The sequence below is a fragment of the Lactiplantibacillus paraxiangfangensis genome, assembly GCF_036246185.1.
Lineage (GTDB): Bacteria > Bacillota > Bacilli > Lactobacillales > Lactobacillaceae > Lactiplantibacillus > Lactiplantibacillus paraxiangfangensis.
In genome coordinates this window covers 44346-63191 of record NZ_BTPW01000011.1, presented here as the reverse complement: position 1 = coordinate 63191, position 18846 = coordinate 44346, and the positions used below count along the sequence as shown (strand labels likewise).

The following is an 18846-nucleotide window of genomic DNA, read 5'->3' as shown; positions in this document are numbered from 1 at the left end:
CTTTCCTCCTTGCATTTTTTATTTATTCTCAGTGGCGCCTAGTCTAGCCACGCGTTCAGCTAGCTCCTGGCGTTGTTCCTCAGTCAGCTCTTTACCTTTAGCCTTAGAACCCGTCTGTGAAGCACCTTTTTGCGCCCATTTTGGAACGATTTCTTTTCTGCCACTTGATCCTTTAGGTTTAGGTGGTGTCATGTCGTATACATCAAGCCAGCACCGACCACCCAGCCAATTTTCTAGACTTTTGGTATATTGTTCAGAGGTCTGATTCAACTTCAAATAGGCCTTATATTCCTCGATTTTTGTGATAATGGTATCCAGAGAAACTCCTTCAAGCTTGGCAGTATAGTAAGCGTCATAAGCTTTTTGAAAGTCACGTTTCTTGGGGTAAATCATCCAAACCTTTTCAGTGAACTCCTCATGGATAGCATCACGCGGATCGGGTCTAGTGTTATTTACTTTGTTATTATCTGATTTACTCTGGTCTGATATACTATGGGGATTTTCAACGTTGTTTACTTCGTTTCCATCATTGGAAACCCCATTATCATCATTGGAAACTCTTGGCAACCGATATTTAACCTCAATTGAGCTATCTTTCTTTTGCTTGGCAGCCAATTTGTAATTTTCTTGAATACGCTTAGAAGTAAGAATTTTATATTCATCAAATAATGACTTATCGAAGAACCCAACTGCGCAAGCGCGTTTAACCACATCCTGTACTGCACTTTCCTTGGCATCGACATCATCGGCCACCAAGAACCGTATATCTTCATCCCACCGCGTGTAATACCCTTCATCTTGATAAATATTACAGAGCAGGCAGATTAGTATAGAAATTGACTGGTTACCACAAGCACGTAAGATTTTTCGAATCTTTATATCATGAAAAAAGTCCACATCTAAGTTAAAATAATCGATTCCTTTCTTAATGGGACGGGCCATTTCGCACCTCCTGTCCTTCAATATGGGCCTTTCACCCGCTCGGTGGATTCAGCCACTGCTGCATTCAAGCCAATTCTATTTTTTACTACTATTCACCGCATCAAAGATATCTTGTTGCTGTTGCTTAGTTAATTCAGAATCATGTTTATCTGACTTTGTACCTGACTTATCTTCGTCTGCCTCATCATGCGGACTGTCATAGCTAGTAGCATCATCCGTAATATCTAGCCGGTCATCTACCAATTGACCGTCATCAGTCAATTCCTGCGGTTGTTCGTCCTTGCTGACAGCATTCTGCATCTCAATAGATAAAATACCCCAACGTCCTAACATGCTACGAAGCACGGTCTTGGTAGCCATAGCATCATAGTTATCTCGCCACACACCAGTTAATGCACGCTTGTCTTTAGCCTTATTGTTGGCAATCCGATGTGCTTCAACCTGATCACGTGTCCAATAGACGGTCTTAGTAAAACCGTTGAGCAGTTCAAAGTAACCGGCATATCCCACTGCTGTATCAGAAGTAGCCTTGCTAAAATCATACTTAAGCTCCTCAGCCAATGGATTCCATGAAATAAACGCACCTTCTGGAATCGGCGCCACGTTTAATTTACGGTACTGGCCTGATCGTTGAGCTAGTTGGATATACCCTTTGTACCCAATGATTAGTTGGGCTTTTTTCTCCCACCGATTCGTTTCCTTATTCTTACCGTTAAAAGGAACGATGTAGGCATATCCGAGATTAGGATCAATGGGTAAATCTAAAGTTGCCGCTACCATGGCGCTAGTCATGATAGACATTGGCTGAGCGTCTGCTAGATAGCCATTAGTGTTGACAACGTTAAGTACAGAGCTCACGAAACCTGACGATTTATCTTTTAAGACGTTTTGAAACTTCGCTTGAATCGTAGGTGATTCGAGCAAAACTTTAATTGAAGCGTTCTTTGCACTTACCTTTAGTGGTTGTTGGTTCAGTGCTTTATTCAAAGTATTATTAGTTGCCATTTTTTATTTCTCCTTAATCCGTAATACACGATTGCCCCGCTTAGTTAGACGATTAGTAACGACAAAGTGGTTCGACGTGCCAACTTCAGTAGTCAGCATTGCTTCTCTGACTTTATTTTCAGTTGTTTTAATGTCATTGGTATAAGTTTTAAGGCCTTCTTTTAGGCGTTCACGCTCAACCAGTAATTTATCTAAGTCGTCATTCAGGATAATAGGCTGACCTTCTGTCTTATGGTGCAATTGTTTTAAAGTATCAGTAGTAGAGTCTGAACCATCCACTTCCGGTGGAATATCCTGAATGATATGTTTCTCCCACCATTCAACAAGCTGCTGCCGCATCGTGGCAATTAATTCATCATCACGATCTACTCGTTTAGTGATAAAGCGATGTCCACCAATCAGAGTGGCAAAGTAACAATACGGTCGGTCAAGAACCATCATGTAATGCTGGACTTGTAACAAGTAGGCCGGTGGAATCTCATCATCAGTCCATTCAGAAGATTTGAATTCCATCGCTGTTTTAATTTCCAAGAATCCTGGTTCTCCAACAATGTCCCGGTCAATATCTGCCCGCAAAAAATCGTATTCTGGATCAACGAAGGTCTTGTTCTGTCTGTGAACCTTTTTACCTGTCTGCTGCTGAAATTCTTTGGCAAGGATAGGTTCCATAATATTTCCCCAATGTGTAAACTCATTTCCACTATCTTCAATGGGCAACCGGCCTGTTTTATCAGCCCACACTTCAAATGGTGACCGCCAACTATTAAATCCAAGAATTGCAGACACATCAGAACCGCCAATCCCTTTACGCCGATGTTCCAACCACTGATACCGGTTCATCTTATAGGTCATTTCAATTTTAGGTTGCACTCGTTCTGTAAATTCACTCATTATTGTGGCCTCCTAGCTTCGCGCTCCATAGCGCAACCATCAAAACAAACTAGAATTGCATGATAGTCATCTTGCAGCGTCCGTGAGCTACATTCATTAGCCTCATAGCCTTGATCGGTAAGGTAATCCGCAATTACATCAGGATCATCAACGATGTACTCATCTGAATAGCCATATCTAAACTTCCAATAATCTTCATTAGCCTCTACTTCGTCACCGTTAACATCCGTTGGAAAATACCTATCTGGTTCGTAGTCACCGGATATTAACTGCGCATCCTGTGCTGAATTTAGGCTGTCTAACATATTGATAAAGCTCATAATAGCCACCCCCAAACGCGTTTGACTTGTTGCATCAAGCTAGGTTTTGGAATAAGCTGGATACATAAATTGTTTTGGCATGTTTCTAACTTGGCTGTGTAAGCACTTGCGATGCTTGCATAGCTTTTTTTGTACTTATGAATCGCACTAGCGGGAACTTTTCTTACTTGCATGCAAATCTTCCTTTCCAACTCCGAATAACTTGTGTCGATTGAACCACAATGCGGCAACACCCCAAGTAATCAGCGGGTACGCAATAAAGTCAGGTATAATCATGGCAATTCCTCCTATGCATAAATCTGATTTTCGTCCATCCACTTTTCGATAGCTTTACGCGAGAACACCATGCGACTGCCCTTCATAAAATGTGGGAATCCCGGTTGATTGATGTAATAGTCATTCAACATGTCTTTACCGCAACCCAATACCTTTGCAGCACCAGCCTGATCTAATCCTTGGTCCGGTTCATGGTATTTTTTAACCATTGTTTCAAGTTCCGGCATCACCCTATCAGCCACTGCGTTAGCAACCGCCTCAATAAATTTCTGATCATCCATTTGCATCGAAGCCATCATGTTTAATCACTCCTTTACTCCATACTTATTGTTGAAACTATCAAATATCTGGAAAATACGATCCTGCGAATATCCAGCGTATTCAGCCTTAGTTATAAAATCAGTTTGTTCAGCTGCGAACTCTTCTGCGTAATTTTGAAGATAGTCATCAATTGCCTGTTGCTGGGCTGCTGTCCGCAATTCTGGCTTAATAATTACCGAGGATTCATAATCTGGTTCTAAACCCTGCCGTTCGCGTTCTTCCTGACGCTGCTTAATCGAAGTTTCATAAACATCATCTTGCAGCCGTGAATCAACCATCATAGTTGGAATTCGGTAATCCTTAGTTGCTGATGCAAAGCTTAGCCGCACATCCTTTAGCAAACGATTGACTGACACCCGCATAGACTTGCTTAGCGCCCGCTCACCATTGCGATAACGGCTTCCTGTCGCTTCTGTTACATAGATTGCGTGAGAAAACTCCTTGTTAGTCATTCCCCGACTTGCAACGGCATTTTTAACTAGCGAGCTAAAAGTAATTTTGTCTGGCATCATGTCACCTCCCTTCAAACGGCAATTTAACTAATGTTAATTTCCGTTTGCTTGCCTTAATCTAAGGTTATGGTTAATGATTGAGCTATCTTTAAATCAGCTTTACGTGCCAGTTCCTTCTTTGCGGTTTTATAAAGTGCATTGAGCCGCTTATTACCATCATCCGGAGTAGTTAACGCTTCAACTTCGGCGGGTGTACAACCGAACACCGTCATGATTACTTGTTGTTTAGTTGATTGGGTCATTTTTAGTGCTCCCTTCAGTTATATACACTCTTCGTGTAACTTTTTATTGTAAAAATACATTAACGCTAACATTCAAGGCATCAGCTGCCAAAAAAGCTTTCTCCAACGTGAAATTATTGGTCCCATATTCAATATTAGAAAGTGCTGCACTAGAACCTAAGTTCATCAAATGTGCGAGTTCCACAATAGTTAATCCGTTATCTTTTCTGATTTTTCGCAAAATGTTTTTTGCATCTTTACGAACCACCGGCACACTCATCAAATCGCCTCCCTACACGTAATGTTTAACTCTACACTCACTATAATACTACACAAATAGTGTAAGTCAACGCTTTTATTCACTTTTTGTGTAATTTTCTAAATAATTTGTTTAACTGTTATATAATCTACACAAAGAGGTGAACCGCATGTCCGAATTAAGTAATAGACTTACTTCTTTGCGCGACCGTAAAGGATGGACAAAAACTTATGTTGCAAAAAAACTAGGTATTTCAAATCTTGGTACTTATGCTAATTATGAGTATGGGATACGGGAACCAGATTTAGATACGTTAAAAAGAATAGCCGATATTTACGGTATCACAGTAGACTATTTATTAGGACGGAAAGTCGATCTTGGCGATACTCCCGTCGCAGCACATCTTCGTAATGGACTGTCCTTAGACGACCTCCCAGAAGACCGACGAAAAGCTGTTCTTGACTACATTGAATACCAAAAATCTGTTTATAAAAAGGAGCAGGAAGATAAAAATAAGGCCAAAAAGGAATGAGGTCTATTGACTAGGATTGAAAGATTAATGTCTCGATACCCCGCCCTTTCCTTTGTTTTTGACAAGAACATGCCGTCAGATATGGGCGGATTAACGGTAAACGACAAAATAAATATCAACGCAAACATTTCAGAAAGCGAACAATATCAGTGGTTAAATGAAGAATTAGGTCATTATGAGACTTCTGTAGGCGATATTAGCAACTATGCTCCCGCCGACAATTCCAAACAAGAAAACGTTGCTCGACGTTGGGGTTACAAACAAAGCCTGACCTACAGACAATTACAAAAAATCAAAGATGAATGGCATGATACCGACTATGAAATTGCTGATGATTTGGGCCTACAATTAGATTACCTTCATGAAGTCGGCCACACTTATGGGTTACACTTTAAACATGTAAAATAAGAATTATGGGGATTACTACTTTGGGGAAATAAATTTTTTGGAGGATGAAACAATGTCGAAGAAGATTAAAGGTGAAGATGGGAAAGTTTATGTACAGAAAAAGCCATTTTATAAACGAGTATGGTTTTGGATTTTAGTCGTAATCGTTGTTATTGGTTTCGCCAGTTCAATGGGTGGCTCGGGTTCATCCGATTCATCAGACGACTCATCAGCAACTTCCAGTAAGAAAATATCAAAATCAAAGGAATCGAGTAAGAAGCCCAAGACATCTGCACAAAATTTAGCCGCACTTGCAAAAGCAGATACCTATGCTAAAACCATGGATATGTCTGAAAAGGCTGTATACGATCAGCTCACATCAGATGCCGGTGAAGGGTTTTCAAAATCTGCAGCAAAGTATGCCATGGACCATTTAAATGGAGTTAACTGGAATAAAAATGCATTAAAAAAAGCTGAAAGCTATCAAAAAGACCAATCGATGTCCACTAATGCCATTAAAGAGCAACTCACTTCCGAAGCCGGCGAACAATTTACCACAGCACAAGCACAATACGCCGTTGACCACTTGAGTAAATAAGATGATATCAATGATATTAGCATGGATTTTAGTTATCTTTGGAATAGCTTACTGGATTCTAAACAAGTTTGTTAAATTTATGACAATGGGTCACGTTACTCTTAAAGACTTAATCAGGGCAGGCTTGTGGTCAATTATCGCCCTGTTCATCTGGAGAAAACTACATCCAAATGAACCTGTTCCAGACCGCTTTAAAAATAGTACCGAGAAGCTCAAAAAATTACTTGACGATAAAATGAACGGAGGTAATTAACATGGGATTATTTTCAAAGAAAGCAGACTTTATCACTGCCGGTCAAATCCCAGATGGATATGAAATCATCGATGTTGTACTTGGGACGAGCAATTACAACGCAGCCTTTACTAGAAGCAAGGTAGAAATTCGTAAAGGAATAATGGAAGCAAAGAAAGAGCTACTTGATGAAGCCCATAAACTCGGTGGCACGGCAGTTGCCAACTTGCACATTTCTTACAATAACGATGAGGGATATAAAACAGTTCTCGTCTATGGCGATGCCATAAAAAAAATCTAAAAATAAACGCCCAATTCGGGCTTTTATTTATAGCTCAAAAAGAACATACGTTTGCACAACTAACAAAACGGAGGAACACAACATGACAGAAAACAGTTTAAACGATTGGGACCCAGCTAAAATGGCACAACCAACGGAGTTTATGGATTACGGTGAATTTATGCTCCGGTTGAAAAAGGACTTGGGAGAAACTAGCCCCAACTTCTGGATTTTTGATATGCAGACACCACACAACGAAGACGAATATCAGGAAAGTCTGCGAATTGTAAAGATGCTATACAGAATGTCTGATAGCACTAACAAATGAAAGGAGGCCTTATTTAATGGATTTCAATAATCGCTTTGAAGTTGCCCAACATCTTAAATCAGACTTGGGTTATGCCGACTATGGATTTCTAAATACAGATATCCCCTTCCCAAGTGATGAAGAAAGTTATCAACACTTTATTCACAGTCTTCAGTTTATTGATGCAGGAATTATGGACTACGAACGTAAAAGAAAGGAATGATCTAAATGAGAAAATGGACGCCGCTTAAGCGTCACCCCGGCATTTTTACTTATGAGACTCAAAAAGGTAAACGATTCGGGGTCAGACGAGCATATACCGATTCACACCATAAATATAGAAACTGGAGCAAATCAGGATTTACCAATTGGCGTGAGGCTGACATTGAGCTTAAAAAATTTGAGGTTACCTTGAGCACCGGTGAACTTACAGAGTCAATGTCGAATAGAATCACACTTCAAAATTACTTTGATAAATTGATAAAACGCAACGTTGCTTTAAAGATGTGGCGCCCTGCCACTGTAACCCAAAAACAGAACTACTGGAACAACCAGCTGAAACCTATATTTGGTAAACAACTAATCAATGAGATCACTCGCCAAAGTTATCAGAATTTTATTGATCAGATGATTAAAGATGGCTACGCCAAAAACACTATAATAACCACTAACTCCGTTATGCAAATCATCATGAACGACGCTGCCAGAAATGATGTCATAGCTAAAAATAAATTAAGCAGCATCTCCATCGATGGTGGTAAATCTCCTGTTTCAAAATCGCTTAGTGAAAAAGACTATAAAAAGATCATGGATAAAGCCCCGGAAGTGTTAAATAAATACCAATACTGTTTAGTATCTTTGCTCACTCTTGGTGAACGCCGTGAAGAACTAATGGGACTCCAATTCAAGTCTTTCAAATTCCAGCAATGGAATGACGAAGAAATTTGTGCCATTACCTTTTTAAAAGGCCGCACGAACGCTGAACCAGAAGGTGGCAATCTTAAAAATGATGCGAGCTATCGAACTATTTATGTACGTGGAGATATGGCAAATATCTGTAAATATGTGATAACTTACAGTCGAAATATTTATGCTAAGACACACCGAGAATGTACTGATGAAAGCTTCTTATTTGTTAACGAGAAGACTGGAATGCCCATGGGGGTCCAGCAAGCCAATAAGATTCTTAAAAAAGTTGGCGATGCCGTTAAGGTTCACGTTACCCCGCATATTTTTCGGCATTACTTTGCAACCATGGCGTTAACTAACGGACAGGTAGCAACGGACGTCATGCACTGGTTGGGTCACTCATCACTACAAATGACACAAAATTATACTCGTGAAAATGTGCGTGGTGCACTTAATGTTTTCAACGGAATGGAGCCAACTTTACTGGGAGAAAAAAAGGATGAAGGATAGAGTTTGTGAAAATTCGGGTACCGATTATCTTGTACCCGAATCAGTACCCGAATTTGGTCCGTATATATCGGAATCAATCGAAATTGAAAGCACAAAAAAAGACCAAACGCCCCGTCATTACAACGGTTTGTTTGGTCTGATGTCGTTCCTTTAAGTAGATGACTACTTAAGGGTAACAACACCACCAACTTCTTCAAGTTTAGCCTTGATATCGTTGGCTTCGTCTTCTGAAACGCCTTCCTTAACAACTGAAGGTACGTTGTCAACAAGACCCTTAGCGTCTTTTAAGCCAAGACCAGTGATGTCGCGAACGGCCTTAATAGCCTTAACTTTTTGGTCGCCAGATTCAGTTAATTCAACATCGTATGAATCCTTTGCAGCGGCAGCGTCGCCACCAGCAGCGCCAGCAACAGCAACTGGTGCTGAAGCTGAGACATCGAATTCTTCTTCGATAGCCTTAACTAAGTCGTTTAAATCTGAAATTGATGCTTCTTTTAATGAAGCAATAATACTATCTTTATCAAAAGCCATTTTGTGTTCCTCCATTATAGGTGAGATTATTTTTTGTATTTTTTAACACCAACGACAGCCTAAGCTGCGTCTTCGTCGCCCTTTTCAGCAACAGCCTTAACAGCGTATGCCACGTTACGAACAGGTGCTTGTAACAAGTTAGCGATCGTAGCCAATAATTCTTCACGTGATGGCAACGTAGCGTATTCTTGAACTTCTTCAAGACTAGCAACTTTACCTTCGATGATACCACCCTTTAATTGAAGGGCATCGGCAGTCTTCGCGAAGTTAGCCAAAATCTTAGCTGGTGCAACTGGGTCTTCTTCAGAGAAGGCAACGGCAGTAGGACCGGCAAAGACAGGTTTCAAGTCAGGATAGCCAGCTTCGTCAGCAACACGCACCATGATCTTGTTCTTGATAACGCGCATCTTAACGCCAGCTTCGCGTAATTGCTTACGCAAATCCGTAACTTGTTCAACCGTCAAACCACGGTAGTCAACTACGATGGCTGATACTGAACTATTTAAAAGTTCAGTGACTTCTTTAACTTCTTGTGCTTTTACAGCAACAGTTTCTTTACTCAACAGATTCACCTCCCAGAATTTTGGTTCAGGGATTAATAAAAAAATCCCTATGTCCACCAAGACATAGAGAAAAACAATGTCCTCGGCAGGTAGATTGAGGCCATTTGGCCACCTGAGTCTTAGGTAGAGATATTACTTAACCTCTAGTAATCTATCACAGATCACCTACAGGGTCAATTGTTTTCAGAAAATTAATCCTTAAAATGATGCTAAGTCAACACGTACCGCTGGGGTAAACGTTGAAGTAACAACTAAGTTTTGGATGAAAGTCCCACGTACTGAGGCTGGACGAGCTTTAACGATGACGTCTTCAATGGTCTTGAAGTTGCCAACTAACTTGTCAGTATCAAATGATACCTTGCCAACAGGAACGTGGACGTTACCGTCACGGTCAGTCCGGTAAGTCACCTTACCAGCTTTTGAATCGTTAACGGCTTTAGCAACGTCCATCGTAACCGTACCAGTCTTAGGGTTAGGCATTAATCCCTTAGGACCAAGAACCCGACCTAAACGACCAACTTGGGCCATCATGTCTGGAGTTGCGATTGCGACATCAAAGTCTAACCAACCGTCTTGGATCTTCTGAACTAAATCAGCTTCACCAACAAAGTCAGCACCGGCTTCTTCAGCTTCTTTGGCTTTGTCGCCCTTTGCAAAAACGATAACTGTTTGATCTTTACCAGTACCGTTAGGAAGGACAACCGCACCACGAAGTTGTTGGTCGGCTTGCTTTGTATCAACGTTTAATTTGAAGGCAACTTCAACAGTTGCATCAAACTTTGCGAAATCCATTTTTTTAACCAAGTCTACCGCTTCCGTTACATCGTAAGCTTTGTCACGATCAACGAGCTTAGCGGCGTCTTGGTATTGTTTACTTTTCTTTGCCATCTAAGTGTTTTCCTCCTTGCAAATGTGGTTCAAACGGAGATTTCCTCCCACTTGACACATTCATTTTGATGAAGTGTCCGACGTACTCATCAGTATTGAATTAGCCTTCGACAGTGAATCCCATACTACGAGCAGTACCTTCGATCATGCGCATAGCTGCTTCAACATCAGCTGCGTTTAGATCTTGCATTTTAGTTTCGGCGATTTGCTTAACTTGATCTTTGGTTACAGTTGCAACCTTTTTCGTGTTAGGTTCACCGGAACCACTTTCAACACCGGCAGCTTTCTTTAAAAGAACGGCAGCAGGTGGGGTCTTAGTGATGAAGTCGAATGAACGATCTTCGTACACCGTGATCACAACGGGAATGATCATACCTGCTTGATCAGCAGTACGAGCATTAAAGTCCTTTGTGAATCCCATGATATTGATACCTGCTTGACCTAAAGCTGGGCCAACTGGCGGAGCAGGTGTTGCTTTGCCCGCAGGAATTTGTAATTTAACAACGTTAGCTACTTTTTTAGCCACGAGACATTCCTCCTTAGTCCGTGATGTGGTAAATGGAGCTGAGTTTTTGCTCCTCCCACGTGAACGTGCATACGTGACGCACAAATGTCATTGTAGCATATCTACTTTTCACCAGCAACATTTTTTTGTGCGTCCGGATACAGAAATTGAACAATTTGTCGATCAACCTCGTAGTTTTCGTGCAACCGCGAGTGCCGCGCATTTTTTCCGTGCACAACATATTCTTGGTACTGGTTAATAGCTGGGCGCAATAAGAACCGTAATGATAGCGCACTATTTAGTGCGACCGCCCCATCACTTTGCACCGCGTCACCAATATTACCCGCGATATTTAAATACGAAATCGTATTGGGTAACCGTTGTAACGTGCGCAAAAAGTAATTATAAACGGGGGTCGTTTTAGTGGGCCCATTTTTCGTTAGCGGGTGATTTTCAATCGGATAAGTATTCTGACCGACCTCGCTATCGTTAAAGGGCGCACCAATTGTGACGACCTTGCGCACTTCCGGCAGATTCACGAGTTTGGCCGCCGTTGTTAAATACTGAAACAACACGACCCCACCCATTGAATGCGCCACTAAGTTCATCGTTTGAACGTGCTCGTGTGCGATCAAATATTGAACGACCGCTAAAACACCCTCTGCTTGTTGACGAACGGCCACTCGCGGCGTCGCAAAGATCAATTGCACCATCGGCCGGTACGGATCTAAATGACCCGTGACGTGCGGCTGATTGTGGCGATCAATCATGACGACTAACGACTTATTGGCGATACCACTGGACACGAACCGTTGTAGCATCCCGCCAAACGAAAACCGATTGCCCGCATAACCAGGAATAAACAACGTGACCGCACTGTCATCCGCACAACTAGTTGCGGGTGCGTGGGTCAGGTGCTGCGGCCGACCATACTGCCAAAACTTGAGACCGATGCGGGCCACAATTCCAATAATTAAAACGCCGATGATGATCAAAATCATTTCTGCCAAAGTGGCCCACCAGCTTACTTAAATAATTTTATCCGTCGAACTACTTAATTTCGTCGACTTGGTCAAAATCTAATTCAGTACTCGTTTCACGTCCGAACATGTTGATGTTGACCTTTAACTTCATCTTTTCGTTGTCGATTTCCGTAATTTCACCAGACAAGCCAGAGAAGGCACCGTCGATGATCGTAACTTGTTCGCCAACTTGAACATTCAATTCGGTATGGCGTGCGCTCATCCCTAATTGATGCAAGATTTGTTCTGCTTCTTCAGGTAATAGTGGCGTTGGCTTACTCCCTTGACCATGTGACCCTAAGAACCCAGTAACACCAGGCGTGTTCCGCACGATGTACCAAGCTTGGTCGGTCATGACCATTTCAACTAAGACGTAGCCGGGGAAAACCTTCTTCATTTCAACTTTATCTTTACCGTTCTTAACTTCGTGAGCTTCTTCTTCTGGGACAACGACCCGGAAGATGTTATCTTCCATGCCCATTGATTGCACTCGTGATTCCAAGTTAGAACTAACTTTGTTTTCGTAACCAGCGTAAGTATGTAAGACATACCACTTTTTTTCAACAGATTCGACCATGATTGAACTCCTTTAAGGCTTGTTTTGGGTAAAATAAAAAAACTTCGTCAACACGAAGTTTTCTCTCAATAAGGACATTATACCAAATTTTCGGTTAAAAAACCATTAATGTAATGTGGTTAACGTCTGTAGTAACATCTGAATGATCCAGTCAAACAAAGCGAAGAAAGCCACGAAGAACAGTGACGTTGAAATAACCGTCCACGAGTCCCGCCGGTTTTCCCGCCAAGTTGGCCAGGTCACTTTTTTCATTTCATGACCAACTAGACCAAAGAACTTAAACAAGCGCATGTTTTAACCCCCTACCGCGTTTCACGATGAAGTGTGTGTTTACCACAATATTTACAAAATTTCTTAACTTCTAAGCGGTTAGTCCGATTCGGATTGGCGTCGACCGTATAGTTTCGCGAACCACAAACGGTACATGCCAGTGCAACTTTTTTCTGAGCCATCGACAAAACCTCCATAATAATTCAAGCTTAACATTAGCATGGAATTTTTTGAATGTCAATTTCATGTCTGGCTTAGTAACAATCGCCGCAACTTCCGTCGACACCGATCCGCCGCGTTCGTGACTGGCGCAAGCTCCACTTGAAGCATTACCGCGATCCCTTGGGGCGTCATCCCCGTCAGCATCGCTGCAAAGACCTGTGCTTCAAAGTGTGAACAGACCCGTGCAAATTCAACGAGTTGCTCATGAACATAGACCACGTCTACGGCGGACAAGGTGGTTACGAGGACGTTACTTAGCCCGTCCTCTTCCTCCGTGTCCAACGAAACAACCTCCTGCTCAGGACGCCGCTTCTTAGCCTGCGAACGACGAATCAAATCGATGACCTGGTTGCTCAGTAATAGCCGATAAAACGCGCCAAAACTGCACGGTTGCGCGGCATCATACTGCTTAGCTGCGCGATGAATGGCAATGCGCGCCTCTTGCAGCCAATCCTCATCATCAAAATTACGAATGAAATACTGGCGCCTTAACTTTAAAACCACTGGCAAATATTGATCAGCTAACTGGATAATACTCCGATCATCACCTTGTGCTGCTAACGCAATTAATTGCTGCTCGTTCAAATGGCTTTCCTCGTTTCTGTAATTTTCAGAAACCGCACCCCATTGAATCTGTAAACCCAATATACATGGGCCTTTTGAGCAGCACAAGCGAACAAACGTTTTTATTTCATACTAGAAATTAGTTCACCAATTAATTAATTTAAAGTTATCAATCTAGCCATTAAAACTAACGTGCTGACACCCCATAATTCTATTTATGATGATGTTTAACGTGCTCACGTTCTAGTCGTTCACGGTACTGATTCAATTTCGACAATTGATCGTCATCCCACGGTGATTTACGGACCGCACCCAAATCCTGTGTTCTAACGGCAGTGTGGCGAACTTCCTTCAGCTCATCGTGAACCCGTTTGCGAAGTTCTAAGGCCGGCACACGCAGGGCACCTTCCGAAAAGATGACCCACTGTTCCGCCTGGTCACTAGTCGCAACCGTCACTTGTAGCACGCGGGACTGTTTATCCGCCGCGTACTTTTCAATATAGCTGTCAGCCGTCTGGTCCTTGCTGGTCCATACAATCTCTAAATCAGCTTGCCGATAACTCTTCGAATTGCCCGGAACGTACATGGCATCAAAAATCAGGCTAATATTTAGACCCGTAATTTTTTTATACTCCGTTAAAACGTTGATCAGTTCATCCCGCGCTTCGGGTAACCGACCAGCTTGTTTTAACCGGGCAAGTTCCGGCCAATTACCAATCATATTATATGCATCTACAATCAATAATTGTTGTTTCATCACTATTTTCCAAGTGGGTGGCGCGACGTGTAGCCTTGATAAATCAAGAGACTAGCGGCCACACTCGCATTCAAACTCTGAACATGCCCAATCATTGGAATCGTTAGCATTTCATCCACACTCTTCTTGAGTAATGGTGAAATTCCTTTACCTTCATTCCCGATAATCAGTCCAACTGCACCAGACGCATCCCACTGGCGGTAATCAGTCCCATTCATATCCGTCCCAAAGATCCATAGGCCGGCTTCTTGTAACTGTTTAACCGTCTGCACAAGGTTGGTGACCCGGGCCACCTTCACATGCTCAATGGCACCGGTCGACGTTTTGGCCACCGTACTGGTTAAGCCAACGGCCCGGCGCTTAGGAATGATAATCCCGTGGGCACCCGCAGCGTCCGCTGTCCGCATGATTGATCCTAAGTTATGGGGATCTTCGATATTATCAAGGATTAGGAAAAACGGGGCTTCATTTCTTTCCTTTGCGACGGCAAATAAATCGTCAATCGTCGCGTATTCAAACGCCGCGACCCCGACAGCGACCCCCTGATGGTTCGCGTTATCGGTTAAACGATCAAGCTTTTGCTTCGGCACGTACTGCACGATTAAGTTCCGCTTCTTCGCAATCTTTGCAATATCGTTTAAAACGTCGGCCTGTAGCCCACTTTGAATGAAAACTTTATTGATTTGTTGGTCGCTCTTAATTGCGGCCATGGCTGAGTGACGCCCAATGACGAAGTCCCCATTTTCTGGCGTTTGGTTCTGTTCATTATTTGACACTTGAAATCCTCCCTTCATCAACTTGCTGAATGCACCAGTTGGCGAGTTCCGCAATTCGTTCCGTCTGTTGCGTTAACTGCAAGTAACCAAAGACCGCTTCAAACCCGGTTGAAATCCGGTAAGTTAAAACGTCGGTGTGTTTTGCAGACGTATGGCTCTTAGCGTTGCGTCCGCGTTTGAAGACGTCATCTTCAACTGGCGTCAAAACGTCGTCTGTTTGCATCAACGCAATTAAGGCTGCTTGGGCCTTGGCAGAAACGTAGTGGGTCGCATGGTGGTGCAATTTTGTGGGTTTTGTAAACCCAATTTCAATCAAATGTTGGCGAATAAACGGTTCGTACACCGCGTCACCTAAGTACGCGAGGGCGATGCCGTTTAATTGCTGATAATCAACTTGCATATTATTCCTTTCTAAACCGAACCCCTTGGGGCGTATCTTCTAAAATAACCCCTTGGGCTTTTAAATCGTCTCGGATCTGGTCAGCCTTAGCAAAGTCCTTAGCTTGCCGTGCCGCCTCACGGTCATCGATCAATGCTTGAATATCCGCATCGGCGAGTTCGTTACTTGGCGCTTCAAAGGTTACTCCGAAGACCCCTGCCAGGTGCGCCAAAGCATCCCGCAAAGCAGTTACAGTGTCCGCCTGAACGGTCGTTTGAGCTGCGTAGACGTTTGCTAACTTAGCTAATTCGTAGACGGCCGTAATCCCATTTTGCACGTTAAAGTCGTCATCCATGGCGGTCACGAAGTCACCCTTTAAGCCTTGAAGTTGTGCCATCACGTCAGCATCCGTCCCCGCTTCAGCGTCGCTTAGCCGGAAATTCAAGTTACGATAAGCGTTTTGCAACTTACTTAAGTTGTTCGCCGCTTCGTCCAAGTTGCCTTGCGTGTATTGAATTGGCCGCCGGTACTGCGTCGTCGCCATGAAAAAGCGCAAAATCTGAGGATCGATTTTTTTAATGATATCATGAACGGTCACAAAGTTGCCTAAGGACTTACTCATCTTTTCATTATCATCGCCAACCGTCACAAAACCATTATGCAACCAGTAGTTAGCAAACTTTTGACCGGTCTTCGCTTCACTTTGTGCAATTTCATTTTCATGGTGTGGAAATTCCAAGTCTTGACCACCGCCATGAATATCGAACGTGTCGCCCAAGTACTTAGTGGACATGACGGAGCATTCGATATGCCAACCCGGACGTCCCTTACCCCAAGGCGAGTCCCAAGAAATTTCACCCGGCTTAGCGGCTTTCCACAAAGCAAAGTCGATTGGATCTTCTTTACGGTTCGTTTCCTCATCCGCCGTATGTTGACTCGCGCCGACTTCAAGGTCATCGATGCGTTGGTCGGATAACTGACCGTAGTTTTTAAACTTCCGGGTCCGGTAGTAGACGTCCCCTTCAGATTCATAAGCGTAACCTTTATCAATCAATTCTTGAACAAAACTAATAATTTCAGGAATATTTTCCGATGCACGGGGATGGGCGGTTGCTGGTTCAATATTGACCGCAGCCGTGTCTTCCATAAAAGCCTTGATAAAACGGTCGGCCACTTCAGGCACCGTTGTATGGTCTTCAGCCGCACGTTTGATTAACTTATCATCAACATCGGTGAAGTTTGAAACGTAATCAACGTGGTAGCCTGAATATTCAAAGTAGCGCCGAATGGTATCAAACGCAATGGCGGAGCGGGCATTGCCGATATGAATATAGTTATAAACGGTTGGCCCACAGACGTACATTTTAACGACCCCGGGGGTCAGTGGTTTGAATGGTTCCTTTTGACGCGTCAGCGTATTAAAAACATTTAACATGCAGTGGCACTCCTTTCCAGTTCACAATTGCTTTGTTGCTAGTTTACCATGTTCTACCCGTGGGTGAAATTCTTAGTCGGATTAAAGTTAGTCTAAATGGCACATTCCATCGGCCAGCCTTCAACAACGCAATAAAAAACGCCCCCGCACTACGGAGACTCCGCAGCGCCAAAGACGTTTATACGCAAATTGTTATTTAGCGAGTTCCGAGATCATCGCATCAAGATGCTTCATCGTCGTTTCGCGACCTAATAATTCGATGGTTTCTGGTAATTCAGGACCATGCATTTCATGAGAAACGGCAATCCGAATCGGCATGTAAAGTTGACGACCCTTGATCTTAGTATCTTTTTGAATGCTCTTAATCGTCTTTTGAATTTCAGTTGCTTCAAAGACATCGATATCTTCAACGCGTTTCCGGAATTCCTTTAAAACGATTGGCGCAGTTTCATTATCAAGTTCCGCCTTGGCTTCATCGTTAATGTCAGCTGGACCGTTAAAGAACAAGTCAGCTAAGTCGACGATTTGACCCGTGTAACTCATTTGGTTCTTGTAAAGTGAAACTAACGTCCGGGTCCATTCGATTTGACTCATGTCAGGACGTTTTGGTAACCGACCGGCTTTGATCAATTGACGAATTGACATCGCAAAGACTTCGTTTTCGTCAGCCTTCTTGATGTATTGGTTGTTGACCCATTCCAACTTCTTGCCATCAAATGAGGCTGGTGACTTGCTCAAACGCTTTTCATCGTACATCTTGATGAATTCACGCTTCGTGAACAATTCACTTTCACCAACTGGTGACCACCCTAATAGGATGATGAAGTTGAGCATCGCTTCTGGTAAGTAACCCAATTCACGGTATTGTTCGATAAATTGGAGCACCGTTTCGTCACGTTTACTTAATTTCTTACCGGTTTCGGTATTGATAATTAAGCTCATGTGGCCAAACTTAGGTGCTTCCCAACCAAAGGCTTCGTAAATCATTAATTGTTTAGGCGTGTTGGCAACGTGATCATCACCACGGAAAACGTGGCTGATTTGCATCATGTGATCATCAACCACAACGGCAAAGTTATACGTTGGCATCCCGTCACGTTTCTTAATGACGAAGTCACCACCGACCGTCTTGGATTCAAAGGAGACGTTTCCTTTAACCATGTCATCCCAAGCGTAAGTTTTACCTTCTGGGACGTGGAAACGAATAACAGGCTTTAATCCCGCCGCTTTAGCAGCGGCAATCTTAGCTTGTTTTTCTTCTTCGGTCATGCCAGCAAATTCGTACACGTAATGTGGCATTTCTTTGTTGGCTTTTTGGACGTCACGCTGAGCTTTTAATTCGTCTTCCGTCATGTAAGACTCATAAGCTTTGCCTTCATCGATCAATTGTTGAATCAACGGATCGTAAATGGACTTCCGTTCAGATTGACGGTAGGGACCGTAGTCGCCACCAATATCTGGACCTTCGTCCCAATCCATGCCTAACCATTTCAGGTTATCCATTTGACTCTTTTCACCATCAGCGACGTTCCGCTTTAAATCGGTGTCTTCGATTCGAAGAATAAACTTCCCTTTATTATGCCGGGCAAATAAATAGTTAAACAATGCTGTCCGGGCATTACCAATGTGTAAATGGCCAGTTGGACTTGGTGCGTAACGCACACGAATCTTGCTCTTTGCCAATGTGATTAACGCCTCTTTCATTATTTTTATCACTTACTGTGACGATATAAAACCAGTAACGCCCCGCTTCAATAACCGAGACGTCATCCGGTCCACTTGCTTATCCAGTTTACCATGTTTACCGCTAAAAATTAAGTTTCCGCCTTGATTTTCCCACGATAAACTAATCAAT

31 protein-coding genes and 1 other annotated feature are annotated in these 18846 nt (G+C 42.9%); of the genes, 8 read left to right on the top strand and 23 right to left on the bottom strand.

The features are described from left to right. Positions 1–18: 18 nt before the first annotated feature. The 9 genes from AAA939_RS07500 to AAA939_RS07460 all read right to left on the bottom strand — a co-directional run bounded on the left by AAA939_RS07500 (position 19) and on the right by AAA939_RS07460 (position 4768). Complete coding sequence (locus AAA939_RS07500) at positions 19–942, bottom strand: DUF4373 domain-containing protein (RefSeq protein WP_338230701.1); 924 nt, start codon at positions 940–942, stop codon at positions 19–21. Positions 943–1017: 75 nt separating this feature from the next. After that, positions 1018–1947, bottom strand: coding sequence for a recombinase RecT (locus tag AAA939_RS07495; protein ID WP_338230699.1), 930 nt, complete (start codon positions 1945–1947; stop codon positions 1018–1020). A 3-nt stretch (positions 1948–1950) separates the two neighbouring features. Beyond that, positions 1951–2838 carry a YqaJ viral recombinase family nuclease gene (locus tag AAA939_RS07490; protein ID WP_338230697.1) on the bottom strand — a complete coding sequence of 296 codons (888 nt, stop codon included), beginning with the start codon at positions 2836–2838 and terminating at the stop codon, positions 1951–1953. After that, positions 2838–3158 (bottom strand): hypothetical protein, encoded by a 321-nt coding sequence (locus AAA939_RS07485; protein ID WP_338230694.1) that lies wholly within the window; start codon positions 3156–3158, stop codon positions 2838–2840. Before AAA939_RS07485 ends, AAA939_RS07490 begins: the two co-directional genes overlap by 1 nt. Positions 3159–3305: 147 nt before the next feature. Next, on the bottom strand, positions 3306–3434 hold the full coding sequence (locus AAA939_RS07480; RefSeq protein ID WP_338230692.1) for a hypothetical protein: 129 nt from the start codon (positions 3432–3434) through the stop codon (positions 3306–3308). Positions 3435–3445: 11 nt separating this feature from the next. Continuing rightward, a complete protein-coding gene (locus AAA939_RS07475) occupies positions 3446–3733 on the bottom strand; it encodes a DNA-binding protein (protein ID WP_338230690.1) in 288 nt (95 codons plus the stop codon). A gap of 6 nt (positions 3734–3739) precedes the next feature. Next, complete coding sequence (locus AAA939_RS07470; protein ID WP_338230688.1) at positions 3740–4264, bottom strand: hypothetical protein; 525 nt, start codon at positions 4262–4264, stop codon at positions 3740–3742. Positions 4265–4320: 56 nt separating this feature from the next. After that, positions 4321–4509, bottom strand: coding sequence for a hypothetical protein (locus AAA939_RS07465; protein ID WP_338230686.1), 189 nt, complete (start codon positions 4507–4509; stop codon positions 4321–4323). Positions 4510–4552: 43 nt separating this feature from the next. Beyond that, positions 4553–4768, bottom strand: a complete 216-nt coding sequence (locus AAA939_RS07460; protein ID WP_338230683.1) for a helix-turn-helix domain-containing protein — start codon at positions 4766–4768, stop codon at positions 4553–4555. 148 nt (positions 4769–4916) lie between these two features. On the opposite strand from AAA939_RS07460, the gene AAA939_RS07455 reads away from it, so the two are divergent. From AAA939_RS07455 to AAA939_RS07420, 8 genes are all read left to right on the top strand, one after another. Next, positions 4917–5279, top strand: coding sequence for a helix-turn-helix domain-containing protein (locus tag AAA939_RS07455; protein ID WP_338230681.1), 363 nt, complete (start codon positions 4917–4919; stop codon positions 5277–5279). A gap of 6 nt (positions 5280–5285) precedes the next feature. Then, positions 5286–5687, top strand: a complete 402-nt coding sequence (locus AAA939_RS07450) for a hypothetical protein (RefSeq protein WP_338230679.1) — start codon at positions 5286–5288, stop codon at positions 5685–5687. 52 nt (positions 5688–5739) lie between these two features. Then, positions 5740–6264, top strand: coding sequence for an Ltp family lipoprotein (locus tag AAA939_RS07445; RefSeq protein ID WP_338230677.1), 525 nt, complete (start codon positions 5740–5742; stop codon positions 6262–6264). Positions 6265–6274: 10 nt separating this feature from the next. Beyond that, complete coding sequence (locus AAA939_RS07440) at positions 6275–6517, top strand: hypothetical protein (RefSeq protein WP_338230675.1); 243 nt, start codon at positions 6275–6277, stop codon at positions 6515–6517. A 1-nt stretch (position 6518) separates the two neighbouring features. Then, positions 6519–6797, top strand: a complete 279-nt coding sequence (locus AAA939_RS07435) for a hypothetical protein (protein ID WP_338230672.1) — start codon at positions 6519–6521, stop codon at positions 6795–6797. An 82-nt stretch (positions 6798–6879) separates the two neighbouring features. Then, positions 6880–7104 carry a hypothetical protein gene (locus AAA939_RS07430; protein WP_338230670.1) on the top strand — a complete coding sequence of 75 codons (225 nt, stop codon included), beginning with the start codon at positions 6880–6882 and terminating at the stop codon, positions 7102–7104. Between the two features lie 16 nt (positions 7105–7120). Continuing rightward, entirely contained in the window at positions 7121–7306 is a 186-nt protein-coding gene (locus AAA939_RS07425; RefSeq protein WP_338230668.1) for a hypothetical protein, read from the top strand. Between the two features lie 5 nt (positions 7307–7311). Next, a complete protein-coding gene (locus tag AAA939_RS07420) occupies positions 7312–8502 on the top strand; it encodes a tyrosine-type recombinase/integrase (RefSeq protein ID WP_338230665.1) in 1191 nt (396 codons plus the stop codon). Between the two features lie 162 nt (positions 8503–8664). Here the strand turns inward: AAA939_RS07420 and rplL are convergent, their stop codons facing one another. The 14 genes from rplL to gltX all read right to left on the bottom strand — a co-directional run bounded on the left by rplL (position 8665) and on the right by gltX (position 18674). Then, a complete protein-coding gene (gene rplL, locus AAA939_RS07415) occupies positions 8665–9033 on the bottom strand; it encodes a 50S ribosomal protein L7/L12 (protein ID WP_057706897.1) in 369 nt (122 codons plus the stop codon). Positions 9034–9092: 59 nt separating this feature from the next. After that, positions 9093–9596, bottom strand: coding sequence for a 50S ribosomal protein L10 (rplJ, locus tag AAA939_RS07410; protein ID WP_338210291.1), 504 nt, complete (start codon positions 9594–9596; stop codon positions 9093–9095). A 29-nt stretch (positions 9597–9625) separates the two neighbouring features. Then, positions 9626–9738: a sequence feature (ribosomal protein L10 leader region), on the bottom strand. A 56-nt stretch (positions 9739–9794) separates the two neighbouring features. Further along, positions 9795–10484, bottom strand: a complete 690-nt coding sequence (gene rplA, locus AAA939_RS07405) for a 50S ribosomal protein L1 (protein ID WP_125070611.1) — start codon at positions 10482–10484, stop codon at positions 9795–9797. A 100-nt stretch (positions 10485–10584) separates the two neighbouring features. Further along, positions 10585–11010: a 50S ribosomal protein L11 gene (gene rplK / locus AAA939_RS07400; protein ID WP_003640942.1), complete on the bottom strand. Its 426-nt coding sequence runs from the start codon at positions 11008–11010 to the stop codon at positions 10585–10587. Positions 11011–11111: 101 nt separating this feature from the next. After that, on the bottom strand, positions 11112–11990 hold the full coding sequence (locus AAA939_RS07395; RefSeq protein ID WP_338210325.1) for an alpha/beta hydrolase: 879 nt from the start codon (positions 11988–11990) through the stop codon (positions 11112–11114). Positions 11991–12039: 49 nt separating this feature from the next. Beyond that, positions 12040–12588, bottom strand: coding sequence for a transcription termination/antitermination protein NusG (nusG, locus tag AAA939_RS07390; protein WP_057706901.1), 549 nt, complete (start codon positions 12586–12588; stop codon positions 12040–12042). A gap of 105 nt (positions 12589–12693) precedes the next feature. Then, positions 12694–12879 carry a preprotein translocase subunit SecE gene (gene secE, locus AAA939_RS07385; protein WP_057706902.1) on the bottom strand — a complete coding sequence of 62 codons (186 nt, stop codon included), beginning with the start codon at positions 12877–12879 and terminating at the stop codon, positions 12694–12696. A gap of 11 nt (positions 12880–12890) precedes the next feature. After that, a complete protein-coding gene (gene rpmG / locus AAA939_RS07380) occupies positions 12891–13040 on the bottom strand; it encodes a 50S ribosomal protein L33 (RefSeq protein WP_057706903.1) in 150 nt (49 codons plus the stop codon). Between the two features lie 61 nt (positions 13041–13101). Next, the gene (locus AAA939_RS07375) at positions 13102–13665 is read right to left on the bottom strand and encodes a sigma-70 family RNA polymerase sigma factor (RefSeq protein WP_338210283.1); all 564 of its coding nucleotides are present in this window, start codon (positions 13663–13665) and stop codon (positions 13102–13104) included. A gap of 190 nt (positions 13666–13855) precedes the next feature. Continuing rightward, entirely contained in the window at positions 13856–14401 is a 546-nt protein-coding gene (locus AAA939_RS07370; RefSeq protein ID WP_057706904.1) for a YacP-like NYN domain-containing protein, read from the bottom strand. Between the two features lie 2 nt (positions 14402–14403). Next, a complete protein-coding gene (gene rlmB / locus AAA939_RS07365; protein WP_338230758.1) occupies positions 14404–15195 on the bottom strand; it encodes a 23S rRNA (guanosine(2251)-2'-O)-methyltransferase RlmB in 792 nt (263 codons plus the stop codon). After that, positions 15167–15577: a Mini-ribonuclease 3 gene (locus AAA939_RS07360; RefSeq protein ID WP_338210279.1), complete on the bottom strand. Its 411-nt coding sequence runs from the start codon at positions 15575–15577 to the stop codon at positions 15167–15169. Before AAA939_RS07360 ends, rlmB begins: the two co-directional genes overlap by 29 nt. A 1-nt stretch (position 15578) precedes the next feature. Next, positions 15579–16991 carry a cysteine--tRNA ligase gene (cysS, locus tag AAA939_RS07355; RefSeq protein WP_338210277.1) on the bottom strand — a complete coding sequence of 471 codons (1413 nt, stop codon included), beginning with the start codon at positions 16989–16991 and terminating at the stop codon, positions 15579–15581. A gap of 192 nt (positions 16992–17183) precedes the next feature. After that, positions 17184–18674, bottom strand: a complete 1491-nt coding sequence (gene gltX, locus AAA939_RS07350) for a glutamate--tRNA ligase (RefSeq protein ID WP_338210324.1) — start codon at positions 18672–18674, stop codon at positions 17184–17186. Positions 18675–18846: the final 172 nt, after the last annotated feature.

Coding starts and splice junctions, on each gene's coding strand:
- AAA939_RS07495 (WP_338230699.1), bottom strand. CDS start 1,947: ATGGCAACTAATAATACTTTGAATAAAGCACTGAACCAACAACCACTA.
- nusG (WP_057706901.1), bottom strand. CDS start 12,588: ATGGTCGAATCTGTTGAAAAAAAGTGGTATGTCTTACATACTTACGCT.
- AAA939_RS07440 (WP_338230675.1), top strand. CDS start 6,275: ATGATATTAGCATGGATTTTAGTTATCTTTGGAATAGCTTACTGGATT.
- AAA939_RS07395 (WP_338210325.1), bottom strand. CDS start 11,990: ATGATTTTGATCATCATCGGCGTTTTAATTATTGGAATTGTGGCCCGC.
- AAA939_RS07360 (WP_338210279.1), bottom strand. CDS start 15,577: ATGCAAGTTGATTATCAGCAATTAAACGGCATCGCCCTCGCGTACTTA.
- AAA939_RS07370 (WP_057706904.1), bottom strand. CDS start 14,401: ATGAAACAACAATTATTGATTGTAGATGCATATAATATGATTGGTAAT.
- AAA939_RS07430 (WP_338230670.1), top strand. CDS start 6,880: ATGACAGAAAACAGTTTAAACGATTGGGACCCAGCTAAAATGGCACAA.
- AAA939_RS07485 (WP_338230694.1), bottom strand. CDS start 3,158: ATGAGCTTTATCAATATGTTAGACAGCCTAAATTCAGCACAGGATGCG.
- cysS (WP_338210277.1), bottom strand. CDS start 16,991: ATGTTAAATGTTTTTAATACGCTGACGCGTCAAAAGGAACCATTCAAA.
- AAA939_RS07500 (WP_338230701.1), bottom strand. CDS start 942: ATGGCCCGTCCCATTAAGAAAGGAATCGATTATTTTAACTTAGATGTG.
- secE (WP_057706902.1), bottom strand. CDS start 12,879: ATGCGCTTGTTTAAGTTCTTTGGTCTAGTTGGTCATGAAATGAAAAAA.
- AAA939_RS07460 (WP_338230683.1), bottom strand. CDS start 4,768: ATGAGTGTGCCGGTGGTTCGTAAAGATGCAAAAAACATTTTGCGAAAA.
- rlmB (WP_338230758.1), bottom strand. CDS start 15,195: ATGAAGGGAGGATTTCAAGTGTCAAATAATGAACAGAACCAAACGCCA.
- AAA939_RS07420 (WP_338230665.1), top strand. CDS start 7,312: ATGAGAAAATGGACGCCGCTTAAGCGTCACCCCGGCATTTTTACTTAT.
- AAA939_RS07480 (WP_338230692.1), bottom strand. CDS start 3,434: ATGATTATACCTGACTTTATTGCGTACCCGCTGATTACTTGGGGTGTT.
- AAA939_RS07470 (WP_338230688.1), bottom strand. CDS start 4,264: ATGCCAGACAAAATTACTTTTAGCTCGCTAGTTAAAAATGCCGTTGCA.
- AAA939_RS07475 (WP_338230690.1), bottom strand. CDS start 3,733: ATGATGGCTTCGATGCAAATGGATGATCAGAAATTTATTGAGGCGGTT.
- AAA939_RS07445 (WP_338230677.1), top strand. CDS start 5,740: ATGTCGAAGAAGATTAAAGGTGAAGATGGGAAAGTTTATGTACAGAAA.
- rplA (WP_125070611.1), bottom strand. CDS start 10,484: ATGGCAAAGAAAAGTAAACAATACCAAGACGCCGCTAAGCTCGTTGAT.
- AAA939_RS07465 (WP_338230686.1), bottom strand. CDS start 4,509: ATGACCCAATCAACTAAACAACAAGTAATCATGACGGTGTTCGGTTGT.
- rplL (WP_057706897.1), bottom strand. CDS start 9,033: ATGGCTTTTGATAAAGATAGTATTATTGCTTCATTAAAAGAAGCATCA.
- AAA939_RS07455 (WP_338230681.1), top strand. CDS start 4,917: ATGTCCGAATTAAGTAATAGACTTACTTCTTTGCGCGACCGTAAAGGA.
- rpmG (WP_057706903.1), bottom strand. CDS start 13,040: ATGGCTCAGAAAAAAGTTGCACTGGCATGTACCGTTTGTGGTTCGCGA.
- AAA939_RS07490 (WP_338230697.1), bottom strand. CDS start 2,838: ATGAGTGAATTTACAGAACGAGTGCAACCTAAAATTGAAATGACCTAT.
- AAA939_RS07425 (WP_338230668.1), top strand. CDS start 7,121: ATGGATTTCAATAATCGCTTTGAAGTTGCCCAACATCTTAAATCAGAC.
- AAA939_RS07435 (WP_338230672.1), top strand. CDS start 6,519: ATGGGATTATTTTCAAAGAAAGCAGACTTTATCACTGCCGGTCAAATC.